Genomic DNA, 12,050 nt, shown 5'->3' with positions numbered 1-12,050 from the left:
GATTTTCTACAGGTTCTTTTTGTTATGATCGGTTAACTATATCATTGAGGAATTACATATAAAAAACGGGCCATTACCTAGATGTATGATCTAAATACTGTCCCGTTTAATTATTTATCTGTAAAAAGGAACTAGCTTACATCTCATGTGATAGATTTTATAAATAAGAGCGTTTAATTGTCCATGGCTCTAAGCACTAACCATTTGGAATAAAGATGCAATGTATCAGTTATACTATGTAATATTTATTCATTACAAAATATGGTGGTATGTATGACTAAGCAAACAATTACTTTATTTCAAGTTTCTATGATACTCATTGGTAGTATTGGGATAATTAATCATGTCATTATGATTCCTATGTTATTAGATACCTCGGGTAGAGATTCGTGGATCTCTATCATATTAGTAAGCATTATATACTTGATTTGGATTTCATTAATATTCATCATATATAGAAACATAAAAAATGAACACTTGTTTTCGTGGTTAAAAAATAATTTTGGGAAACTCAGTGTATATCCAATCATATTCATAGTTGTGATTTATTTAATAACAATTGGTGTCGTTGCACTAAAAGAAACATTAACTTTTTTCTCTTTTTATTTACCAGAAACACCTCATTTTGTATTAGGAATACTTTTTTCAATGATTTGTCTCTATAATGCTACAAGAGGAATTGAATCTATTGCACTTACAACAGGTGTTTTGTTACCTATTGTATTTCTACTTGGTTTTTTTGTAATGTTTGCAAATGTTCCGCATAAAGATTATTCTTTACTTCAGCCAATGATGGAAAATGGAATGAAGCCAGTATTTAAGGGAATGGTTTATCCTGCAGCGGGATTTTTAGAGTTAATTTTTATTCTTTTCTTACAGCATCACATTTGTTCAAAAGTCAAATTATATCAACTGATCGCTTTGGGAATGGTTATTATCGGTATCACAATAGGCCCAGTTATGGCAGCTATTATAGAATTTGGACCTTTCGTAGCAGCAAACCAACGATATCCAGCATTTGAAGAATGGAGACTTGTGTCAATAGGAAGGTATATTGAAAATTTAGACTTTCTCTCCGTGTATCAGTGGCTTGTAGGGATCTTTATTCGTCTATCACTTGTTGTTTTTCTTATACCAGATTTGTTATCAATTACAAATCGAAAAACGAGAAATGGGATTATGTTTGCAATACTTTCATGTATTTTATTAATAAGTATACTACCCATCAGTGACTCTAGTTTCTATTGGTTTGTATCTCAAATTATTTTACCAGTTTCAGCTTTAGGGCTATTTTTGTTTTCTATCTTACTAATAGTGTTTGTATGGGTTGCTAAATTTAAGAAAAGCTCTTAAAAGAGTATGGGGATGTATTTTATATAAGGTTACTGAGTTTGAAGGAGACAACGTAGATGAACAAACAAGTAGAAATAAATGAGAAGATAATACTAGAGTGGTTTGAAGGATGCAACGATGTAAAAGTAATAAAGCGTGAATTGGATGAGAAAGAAAAAAGGAATTCAGTATTGTTTATGTATTGTCAAAACTTAATTGACAATACAAAATTAAAACAAGCCACATCATCCCATGTTTGCAAAGAGCTTTCAAGTAATTCAATAGAAGAGTTTAACCTCTCAACATTAATTCCCCAGTTATCAGTAAAGAAATTAGATATGGTAAATTCGAATGAAACTATCTCTCAGATTATATTTGAAGGTAACCTCCTTATTATTTTTGAAGAATCTAAACATGGATATATAGTTGATATTGCCCAAATACCTACCAGATCGGTTGAACAAACAAATACAGAGATGACCATTCGTGGTGGACGTGATGGATTTGTTGAAGAGTTAAACACAAATATAGGATTAATTAGAAAAAGACTAAAAACGAGTTCTCTTAGTTATGAAGAATTTATTATTGGAGAAAGAACACAAACTAAAGTAGCACTCCTGTATTTAAAAGATGTCGCATCCCAAGATATCATTAATCAAGTTCGATTAAAATTAAGACAAATTAAAATAGACGGGGTTGTTTCAAGTGCACAAATTGAAGAGTTAATCACAAACAATCAATTTAGTGTATTTCCTTTAGTTGAATATACAGGGCGCCCTGATTATGCTGTGAATTGTTTGCTATATGGGCGTTTTATTTTACTGGTTGAAGGGTCACCAACAGCGACAATTGCACCAGTTACATTTCCTTTTTTTGTGAATACATCTGAAGATCAAGATCTTTTCTACATATTCGGTAGCTTTGTACGACTTGTAAGTCTTTTGGGGATAGCAATTTCTATATTTCTTCCAGGAATTTGGATAGCACTAATTACATATCATCCAGATCAGATTCCCTATACGTTGCTAGCTACATTAAGCTTATCAAGAGAAGGGATTCCTTTTCCAGCTCCTTTAGAGGGGATAATTATGATGACCTTATTTGAAATTTTGAGACAAGCAGGATTGCGTGTTCCTGCCGTATTCGGTCAAACATTATCTGTTGTAGGGGGATTAATTATTGGACAAGCTGCTATTAGTGCAGGAATTGTTTCAGCATCTATGGTCATTATAATAGCAATCTCGGTTGTTTCGACATTTGCTTTAACTAATCAGTCAGTAACAGGAATAATAAGTATATTGCGGTATGTAGTATTCTTAGTATCTTCTTTATTAGGCATAGTAGGATTTATCTTTTGTGTCCTTGTGATGGTGATACATGTAGTAAATTTACGCTCTTTTGGAGTTCCATTCTTTACACCATATTCACCCCCTGTGTTTAAAAGTATGCTAGCAGCCACATTTAGACTTCCTTTCACGTATATGAAAAAAAGACCTAAAGAATTGCATACGCAAGATAATACAAGGAAAAGAGAGAGTACCGATGAAGAAAAATAAAAGAATAGTTATATTTCTTTTTATGATGTGTACGTTTCTAACAGGGTGTTGGGATCAAAGAGAGTTGCATCACGTTTTGTATATAAATAGTCTAGGTATCGATTTTAAAGATAATAACTATATCATCCGTCCGCAATTTATTAATTTTTCTAACATAGCTAAACAAGAAGGGAGCACTACCCGTAATTATAGCCAGGCCTATATCGGAAAGGGAAAAGGCCCCATTTTAGATGAGGCAGCATTTGATTTTTATAAGGGTGCTCAACAAGAAATCTCATGGGAGCATCTCAAAACAATTGTTGTAACAGAGAGATTTCTAAAACATGGTGACTTAAATCAATTTAATGATTTTTTTCTCGGTTTTTTCAATTTCGAGATACTATGTGGATATTTGGAACTAAGGAGCCTTTAGAAAATATATTAGCGAACAATAATATATTAAATATTTCTCAATTATATACAATCATTAATTTACCAAAAGAGATAACCAAGCAATATACAATAATAGATCCTTTACCTTTATATAAATTCCAAAGAAATTATTATGAACCTGGGATGACAACTCGCATTCCATTCTTAGCTACGACTAAAACATATTGGAAAAAGGACATACATCATTTCCAATGTTAAAATTTAGTGGTTATGGTTTTATAAACGATAAATCCTATATAAATCATTTAAACAGCCATGATATTGCTGGTGTTCGGTGGACAGATGAAAATACCAAACGAGCTCCATTACTATTAAAATTTAACAAGAAAATCATTGGACAAATAGTATTAAAAAATCCAAAGATAGATACAAAGCATTTTATTAAAAATGGAAAGTTACGCATGCTTATGAACATCCATTTCGATGCTGATATTTTTCAATTAATAAATTCTATGCCTGTAAATGATATTAAAAAAATTGCAGAGGACCAAGTTGAAAAAGAAATTAAAAAAACGTACCGAAAAGGAATCGAAAGAGGGATTGACACGTATCAGTTATCACATTCCTTATATCGGCAGAATTCTAAATTGTGGAAACAGTATAAAAAAGAAGGGGGGATATCCCTTCAAAATAAAGAATTAGATTTAAATGTCTCGATTAATATAGCTACAAATGGAAAATCTAAAAATATGCGTAATATGATTGAGCATTAGAATGGTTGAAGATGAAAGGAAACGTAAAATATTAACTCTAAATAGGAGATTCGAACGTGAAAGACCACTACGATGTGGTGGCGTCTTCTTTAGGAACGGGATGAGAGTTCAATTAGGAGCAGAAGGAGGCTTTTGCCTCCTTCGTTGTCTGAAAATACGCTTACACTTCTTAGCGTTTAGATAAGTACTAGTCTTTAAAACTAAATGTGCCGTAAAGTAGGAGCAGCTTAAATTCATTACTATGATTTATTTGTTACTTTTAAAGCGTCTAACACTATTTTAGTTGCATTTGCAATAAGTTTATCATCTTCTTTCGCATCTTCTTTCGCATGATTAGAAAGTATCGCAAGAATAATTGGCTTTTTATTTGGTGGCCAAATGATTGCAATATCATTCCTTGTTCCATAAGACCCAGAGCCGGTCTTATCGGCTACTTCCCATTCTCCTGGAACTCCAGCACGAATTAAGTTGTCCCCCGTAGTATTTCTTTTCATCAAATCTATTAAAAAGTTCCGTTTCTCAACTGAAAGTATATCGCCTAACGCGTATGCTTGAAGACTAGTAGCTAATGCCTTTGGGGTACTAGTATCACGAGTGTCTCCTGGCTGCACTTCGTTTAATTCTGGTTCAAAACGTTCAGGATTTGTGACAGTATCTCCTATTTCTCTCAGTGATTTTTTGAATTCACTTGGCCCACCTAATTGCTTAAGAATAAGATTTTGTGCAGTATTATCGCTATATCGAAGGGAAGCATCCGCAAGCTCTTTCAGAGTCATACCTGTATCTACATATTTTTCAGTAATTGGATTGTAATTCACAAGGTCTTTGCTAGTATACTTAATTCTTTGATCTAAATCTTCTATTGATTTCTTTTGTAACAGTGCTCCAACAGCAAGGGCTTTGTGGGTAGATGCGTATGCAAACCGTTCATCTGAACGATAAGTAACGGTTTGATTCGTACCTGTGTCTAATGCATAAATACCAAGTTTAGCATCATATTCTTTTTCCAGCTTTACAAAAGAATGATTACTTGTATTTTCTTGTTTGGTTTGTTTCGGTGGTGCGGATTGAATATTACTATTGGAACAGCCTATAAGCGTTACACATGAAAGTAATACTACAGGTAACATCTTTTTATAATGCGAAATGTGAAAAAACTTCTTTGAAACTATCATACATTTTCAACCTCTTTCAAGAATATATGGATTTTGTATAGGTATTTTACATACCTATACAATTAACAAATGCACAGGATAGCACTCATCTTGTGTTTCTTGCATTACAAAATGAGAGAACTACCAAAAGCACCTTTTTTATACGTAATAGACAATCTAAGTAACACATTTGTTCCATTTATGATTAAGGTTTTGAATATATCCATTAATTTTATTTATAAGAATCACAAAATCCACCTTTTTTGCACGCCACTTAATTTAATGTGGATTTAGATTGAGTTTACCTCGTAATGGGAATTTCAATTGGATTGCGCATATATAACAACCTCGTTCCGGACAGAATAAGTAATAACAACTACTGATTTCATTTTAAGTGAGGTGTTATACGATACATACGACAAAGCAAAAAAGACTTGTGGTGCAAAGTATAACTACATTTAGTCTACTAATAACGACTATCTTTACACCCATGCTTATTTACATTGTTTATGGATTACAGATTTCGAAAGGCTTTGAGGGATACTGGCCATCAATCCTGTTTTATACAACTTATATGACGGGTGTGTTTATCTGGATACCTATTGTGAATAAGGCTGGGATTCGCCGCTCCTTATATTGGACTGTTTCTATTCTGATAGTATCATTACTTAGTGTTACTTTCTTTGGATGGAGTTCAAGATGGCTAGAAATAAGTGCGTTAGTTTCTGGTTTTGCAGTTAGTACAATTTCTACCATGACGAGTACTTTATTGTTTCTACATGTGGAAGGCGGGGGAAAGGTTTATAATAAAAATCAACAAGCGATTATTATTGGTATCGTTTTTCTTTTACTAATAATCGTTTTGTTAGCGATTAGTTTTTTATCGCCGCCGCTGATAACATGCATATATGGGATTTGTTTAATCAGTATCCTTTTTGCTATAAAAAAAATGCCGAGAACAGAGTTAGCCAAAGGGCTTTTACCTATCTCCATCGTATCGGTTGTAGGAAAGTTTCTTTTTGTCTCAATGCTTATTCTTTTGATTCGAACAAGTCGTAACATAAATAATGAACAATATATTTTTTATTTTTTTCTACTTTCTATAGCGCTTATTTGTTTCATGTTTTTGAGTTTGTTGAAAGGAAAGTTCTTTCATAAACTTTCATCTTCTTTACCAATTCGCTTAAAGGCAGAATCATTTTTACTTGGATTAGGAAATGGATATTTATTTTTGATGGGGATTTTTTATAGTTTTACTTTCTATAACATGTTAACCTGTATTTTCATTGTAGTTGGACCATACCTATTAGGGATTTTGATGTCCATATTTTTAGATATCAAAGCTGCTAAGAAAGTTAATCCAATCCATTTGTTTTTAGTAAGTACTTTAATCATGATATTCGGGTTTTATTCTCCAATATTTATAGTCCTTAGCGTTACATTTGGGAGCTATGCCATTAATAGTATTTCTTCTAAAAATAATATGAAAGTATATATGGTGAATGCTACACATAGAGAGCTTTCTTTACTCATTTACACAACATGGAGAAATATGGGGAATATATTTTTACAATTTTTTATATTGATTGTGATTGTGGGAGTAGGGGTGTTTTACGATGTCGAATGGTCGCAACTTTTCCAAACAATTGTTGGGAAGGGTCAAATGCAGATTGAAGGGTTATCCGTACAACGATTGATGTTTATGTTAGCAATTTGCTGTTGGCTTGGCATGGTGGGCTTAGGTATGTGGATTGGTAAAAAAGCTAATCCCAATATTGCTTAAAAAGTAACTCGAAAAATATCAATACTAAAACTACAAAAAACAAACAAACTCGTCCTACTAAGAGGGGAGTTTGTTTGTTTTTTGTTTAGATAATGGAATGTTCATGCTAAATTGTACACTACGTTCCATATTCTTTATAGAATACTTTATATCTAACGTTTCAAGAATTTGTTTAACAATATATAACCCCAAACCACTTCCTCCAGTATTTCGATTCCTTGATTTTTCAATTCGATAAAATGGTTTGAAAATTTGTTGTATATTCTCTTCTTTAATATTGACACCTGTATTCATAATTTGCATTTTGATTTGACCTTGTTTAGAATCCTCACTTAACTTTATATAGACTTTTTCATTATGTGGTGAATACATAACTGCATTATGGATAATATTTTTACATGCTTTTTCAAAAAGAACACGATCTGTATAAACAGAAAGATCAGAATCAATTTCTTTTATTATTTGGATGCTTTTTTGAGAAGCAAAAAATTCGAGATCTTTTGTGATTGTATCTATTAACTTCGAAAGATTAACTTCTTCTACTTTTAGTTTAAAGGTGTGTTGTTCTAATTTCGACATGCTTAAAATTTCCCGAACTAATTGTTCCATACTTTCAATAATTTGATGATTTTTCTTTAAATATTGATCACGATTTTGATAAGGGCCAATATTGTATATCATCCCTTCTAAGTATCCTTTCATTACAGTAAGAGGGGTCTTTAATTCATGTGCTACAATCGCAAAAAACTCTCTGCGTTTTGTTTCTATTTCTCGTTCTTTTTCAATATCATTTTTTAATTGTTGATTTGCTTTTTTTAAATCAAACATAGCTTGTTGTAAGTTAATAGACATGTCATTCAAACTATTAGATAATTCTCCTAACTCATCTGTAGAGCGAACCTCAATTTTTTCGGAGAAATCTAAATTTGCCATCTTTTGTGCACCCTCATTAATATAAATAAGTGGTTTTGTAATAAACCTGGAATAGAAATAAGCACTCCCTACACCAATTATGAGTACAATGATACTAATATAGGGGAGAAAGCGTACTAAAACCTGTGAAGCTTCATCAATTGGTTGAAATGTAGCAAAGACTATAAGCGTTAAACTACCATCTTGGAATTGAATTGGTTTCGTAACGTTATATGAATTGCTAAGGGTACCTGCATTCTCGAACCGTGTGGCTCTAGTAACTACTGTTGTTTGCGAACCATTTTGAGTAAAAGAAAATGAAGGAGAGTATTTAATTATTCCCTCATTATTTTGAAGATAAAGCATCGCATTATTTTTTTTTGCATATTCATCAAAAAGTGGTATCGCATCTTGAAACGTAAGATCTTTAGATTTATCAATGATTTCTTTTATCCCTGTTTGAAGTTGATCTGTTTTGTATTGCTCATAAAACGTAGGGAGAAAGAAGTATAAAGTTAAATAAATCAATACTGCAAAGGATAACAAAATGAGAGAGGTAGTCATAAAGAGTTTATAAGTAATTTGCTTCATCTTCATGATTTTCACAATACTATTCATCAATTTTATAACCAATACCCTTTATTGTTTTAATATAAGGGATAGCTAACTTTTTACGTAGGTTTTTAATATGTGTATCAATTATTCGTGTTTCTCCAAAATAATCGTACCCCCAAACTTTTTCTACGATATTTTCTCTTGTGAGTACTTTTCTCTCATTTTGAAATAGTAGTTGTAGAATTTCAAACTCTTTTGTCGTTAATAAAATTTCAACGTCATTTACATATACTCTATATGCATCAACATCGATACGCACTTCTTTAAATACCAAATGATTATTTACATTTTTATCATAACTTCTTCTAAGTACAGCTTCGACTCGTCTAATCAAAACATGAAACGAAAAGGGTTTTGTTATATAATCATCGATTCCAAGATCGAACCCTTTCATTTGATCTTCCTCTTCTTCCAATGCAGTTAGCATAATAATTGGTACGTTTGACTGACTTCGAATCATCTTGGATACTTCAAATCCATTAAGATTGGGCATCATTACATCTAGAAGAATTAAATCAAAGGATTGCTTATTAAATTGTGTCATACCCTCTAATCCATCTGATGCGACTACCACTGTATACTGTTGTGTCATTAAAAATTGTTTAATTAATTCCTGAATTTCTTGATCGTCCTCAACCACGAGGATATGATAGTTTTTCATAATATCACCTCTGGTAGTCATTATAGCCGTACTATCTGTAGTTTATGTGGAGATACAGTAGGAAACTTCATAGGACATTTAACGTATTAACTCCATTTTCAAGATTGTGTATTCTCCGTAAAAAAGGATTATTACCCATATTCCTTTTTTATGGAGAAATATTTGTGTGCTTGAGAAAACTTATCATATAAAAAGCTGAACGATTAATATTTACAAAAAACTAATGTATAATAATGTAAATTGTATGTAGTTTTTTTTAACTGTTTGAAAATATACTTTCGATACTTTACTAGAAGGGGAAAGGGAGATGAATTTAAATATAAAAGAAGCCAGCGAAATTCTAGAGCGTACGCCACAAACTTTGTAGTTTTTTTGCTAATTTAGTAAAGGCCTAAGGTGCGAATAAGGGATTATTTAAATCATGTGAGAAAGGTTGTGAAATTATTTGAGGAGTTATAAAGCTATGCTGTTTGATTTAGATGATACGTTACTCGATAGGGATAAGGCATTAGATAACTTATTTTTATTAGTTTTAGAAAAGTGTTATGAGGATGTTAGTGATACAGTCAAAAACAATATGTTACAGAAATTCAAAGAATATGATAAAAGAGAATATGGCATTAGTGATAAAACAATAGTTTTAGAATCATTATTTGATGAATTCGCGCCGAAATATAGATTGCCACGCAATTATATCCAAGATTTTTGGAATGAAAACTTTCCTAAATGTTTTTCAATTGACCAAAATACTATTCTTTTCTTAAATCATATAAAGAGGCACTTTTAAGTTGGAATTATTACAAATGGCTCAACTCAGAGGCAAAAAGCTAAAATAATGAATACGAGTTTAAATGAGTATTTTGATACGATTATTATTTCTGAAGAAGTGGGATTTAGTAAACCTGATAAACGTATATTCGAACTAGCATTAAAAAAGCTTAATGTACAGCCGGAAAATACTTTATTTGTTGGGGATGATTTAGAAAAGGATATTGCTGGTTGTCAAAATGCAAATATAAAAGGTATATGGTTTAATCCTCATGGAATCATGAATAAAACTGAAATAAAACCGTATTCTGAGATTGATACTTTTGATAGTTTATTAAGTTATATAACTCCACAATATTTTTATAATAAGTGAAAATGCTATGGAGTAATAATTAAAAAGATTTCATTCACCGTAATATAAATAAAAAATAAAAATAAAGAGGCACTTAAATCTCTTCCTGCTACAAATATTAGTATTTTCAAATGAACTAACAAAGCATGATATGAAAATTATTGAGGAGTGATACTATGGAAATAAAGAAAATAGTTATCGATGAAATAAATATTGCGATCATAAAAAACGATAAGGTAGTAATTTCCGATGTTCAAACTGCATTGGATCTTATGGCAACAGTTCAATATGAAGTGGATGCCAAACATATTATTATTGATAAATCATGTATAAGTGAAAGCTTCTTTGACCTAAAAACACGGCTTGCGGGTGATATTCTTCAAAAGTTTATTAATTACAGCGTGAAAATTGCTATTATCGGGGATTTTTCTATGTACACTAGTAAAAGCCTAAAAGATTTCATTTATGAATGTAATAAAGGTAAGGATATTTTTTTCTTAGCAACTGAGCAACAAGCAATTGAAAAATTAAGCTCATTGAAATAAAGATATAAAATGTAATTCGAAAGAGGCATCTGTGATGGTGCCTCTTATTTGTATTTTTATATAAAAATGTTTTTCAAATTTAAATTTTGTACCGGTACAGTAACTGCAAATGTACATTGTTACTATATCCCTTTAAATTTACAATCAGCATATATTATTTTAATTTATAACTTATTAAGGGGTGCTGAATATGACAAAGTTACAAGATCAACTTTTCACAAGATTAAACCTTGAAAAATGTACTGAAATAAAATTTGAAGAATTAAGTACAATACTCTTTGCATTTGCCCACACAATCCCGTTTGAGAATTTAGATGTAATAGCAAGTAATGCGAATACAATTTCTATGAAAAACTTACAAAAGAAAATTTTAACTAGTTCTCGAGGTGGGCTTTGTTATGAATTAAATACTCTTTTTTACTATTTTTTAAAAGATAGTGGTTATGATGTACAACTCGCACTAGGTACCGTATATAAAAATGATATAAACGATTGGGCACTTGAAGATGGGCATATAACAATTATTTTAAATTACGAAAACGTAAGATACTTAATTGATGTAGGTATTGCTTCATTAGTACCTCTTGTGCCAGTACCGTTTACTGGCGAACTTGTTTCTTCTAAAAACGGTTCGTATCGAGTAAGACAAAAAGATACGAGTAAAGGAAACTACGTTCTAGAAAGAATAGATGTTGATGGAGAATGGAAAGTTTGTCATGCTTTTTATAAACATATTATTGATGAGACAGTAGTAAACGATGTTCAAAGAAGAGTGATAGAAGATGAGAAATCTATTTTCAATAAAGGACCCCTTGCAGTAAAATTGACGAACTTTGGCCATGTCTCATTAACGAATACTAGTTTAACTGAAATTATTTATGGAGAAAAAACGAAGCGTGAAATTACAGAAAATCAATATAAAGAGCTTTTATATACTTTATTTGCTATTGAGTTGTGAATATAAAAATAGCCGGTTCTTATTCAGAATCGGCTATTTTTATTATTTTTGGTTTAAATGGTTTTCGTCTAATATGTTTCGGAAACTGCGGTATAGTTAACGTTTTTAACGTTTCCTCAGCTTCTTCATATGTATGAAAGACTGGCTCTTTTCCATTATCTCCTTGCAAAACTAGCCCTTCATCTCGGATTACATACGGTATAAAACCACTCCTTATAGTAAAAAATTATGGTCTATTGAAACAGAATGATACGATTTCAAGTTTAATT

The 12,050-nt window shown here is 31.4% G+C and carries 9 protein-coding genes and 2 pseudogenes; 7 read left to right on the top strand and 4 right to left on the bottom strand.

The features are described from left to right. The first annotated feature begins 273 nt into the window (after positions 1-273). The 3 genes and pseudogenes from gerXB (at position 274) to gerXC (ending at position 4,033) form a co-directional block, all read left to right on the top strand. A complete protein-coding gene (gene gerXB / locus JFU54_RS17540) occupies positions 274-1,353 on the top strand; it encodes a spore germination protein GerXB (RefSeq protein WP_201065711.1) in 1,080 nt (359 codons plus the stop codon). A 56-nt stretch (positions 1,354-1,409) separates the two neighbouring features. Beyond that, a complete protein-coding gene (gene gerXA, locus JFU54_RS17535; RefSeq protein WP_201065710.1) occupies positions 1,410-2,888 on the top strand; it encodes a spore germination protein GerXA in 1,479 nt (492 codons plus the stop codon). Further along, positions 2,875-4,033: pseudogene (gerXC, locus tag JFU54_RS17530) on the top strand (spore germination protein GerXC). The gene gerXA and the pseudogene gerXC overlap by 14 nt, the downstream one beginning before the upstream one ends. 239 nt (positions 4,034-4,272) lie before the next feature. Here gerXC and bla read toward each other — a convergent pair. Next, positions 4,273-5,208: a class A beta-lactamase gene (bla, locus tag JFU54_RS17525; RefSeq protein ID WP_201065707.1), complete on the bottom strand. Its 936-nt coding sequence runs from the start codon at positions 5,206-5,208 to the stop codon at positions 4,273-4,275. A 469-nt stretch (positions 5,209-5,677) separates the two neighbouring features. Between bla and JFU54_RS17520 the strand changes: the two genes are divergently transcribed. Next, the gene (locus JFU54_RS17520) at positions 5,678-6,970 is read left to right on the top strand and encodes a hypothetical protein (RefSeq protein ID WP_201065715.1); all 1,293 of its coding nucleotides are present in this window, start codon (positions 5,678-5,680) and stop codon (positions 6,968-6,970) included. Between the two features lie 57 nt (positions 6,971-7,027). On the opposite strand, the gene JFU54_RS17515 is transcribed toward JFU54_RS17520, so the two are convergent. Continuing rightward, positions 7,028-8,500, bottom strand: coding sequence for a sensor histidine kinase (locus JFU54_RS17515; RefSeq protein WP_033709149.1), 1,473 nt, complete (start codon positions 8,498-8,500; stop codon positions 7,028-7,030). Then, entirely contained in the window at positions 8,493-9,158 is a 666-nt protein-coding gene (locus JFU54_RS17510; protein WP_000800741.1) for a response regulator transcription factor, read from the bottom strand. Before JFU54_RS17510 ends, JFU54_RS17515 begins: the two co-directional genes overlap by 8 nt. A 463-nt stretch (positions 9,159-9,621) precedes the next feature. On the opposite strand from JFU54_RS17510, the pseudogene JFU54_RS17505 reads away from it, so the two are divergent. The 3 genes and pseudogenes from JFU54_RS17505 to JFU54_RS17495 all read left to right on the top strand — a co-directional run bounded on the left by JFU54_RS17505 (position 9,622) and on the right by JFU54_RS17495 (position 11,781). After that, positions 9,622-10,299: pseudogene (locus JFU54_RS17505) on the top strand (HAD family hydrolase). Positions 10,300-10,454: 155 nt separating this feature from the next. Further along, positions 10,455-10,823 (top strand): DUF4180 domain-containing protein, encoded by a 369-nt coding sequence (locus tag JFU54_RS17500; protein WP_201065706.1) that lies wholly within the window; start codon positions 10,455-10,457, stop codon positions 10,821-10,823. Between the two features lie 190 nt (positions 10,824-11,013). After that, entirely contained in the window at positions 11,014-11,781 is a 768-nt protein-coding gene (locus tag JFU54_RS17495; protein WP_201065705.1) for an arylamine N-acetyltransferase family protein, read from the top strand. 19 nt (positions 11,782-11,800) lie between these two features. On the opposite strand, the gene JFU54_RS17490 is transcribed toward JFU54_RS17495, so the two are convergent. Then, a complete protein-coding gene (locus tag JFU54_RS17490) occupies positions 11,801-11,983 on the bottom strand; it encodes a hypothetical protein (protein WP_002013279.1) in 183 nt (60 codons plus the stop codon). Between the last annotated feature and the right edge of the window lie 67 nt (positions 11,984-12,050).

It is taken from the genome of Bacillus sp. TH19 (assembly GCF_016651075.1).
Classification (GTDB): Bacteria; Bacillota; Bacilli; order Bacillales; family Bacillaceae_G; genus Bacillus_A; species Bacillus_A mycoides.
Note: the sequence above shows the minus strand (reverse complement) of the source record. Positions and strands in the feature narration are given on the sequence as shown.

Bases quoted from the DNA above. Each gene is read 5' to 3' on its own strand.
- gerXB (WP_201065711.1), top strand. From the start codon at position 274: ATGACTAAGCAAACAATTACTTTATTTCAAGTTTCTATGATACTCATT.
- gerXA (WP_201065710.1), top strand. From the start codon at position 1,410: ATGAACAAACAAGTAGAAATAAATGAGAAGATAATACTAGAGTGGTTT.
- bla (WP_201065707.1), bottom strand. From the start codon at position 5,208: ATGATAGTTTCAAAGAAGTTTTTTCACATTTCGCATTATAAAAAGATG.
- JFU54_RS17520 (WP_201065715.1), top strand. From the start codon at position 5,678: ATGCTTATTTACATTGTTTATGGATTACAGATTTCGAAAGGCTTTGAG.
- JFU54_RS17515 (WP_033709149.1), bottom strand. From the start codon at position 8,500: ATGAATAGTATTGTGAAAATCATGAAGATGAAGCAAATTACTTATAAA.
- JFU54_RS17510 (WP_000800741.1), bottom strand. From the start codon at position 9,158: ATGAAAAACTATCATATCCTCGTGGTTGAGGACGATCAAGAAATTCAG.
- JFU54_RS17500 (WP_201065706.1), top strand. From the start codon at position 10,455: ATGGAAATAAAGAAAATAGTTATCGATGAAATAAATATTGCGATCATA.
- JFU54_RS17495 (WP_201065705.1), top strand. From the start codon at position 11,014: ATGACAAAGTTACAAGATCAACTTTTCACAAGATTAAACCTTGAAAAA.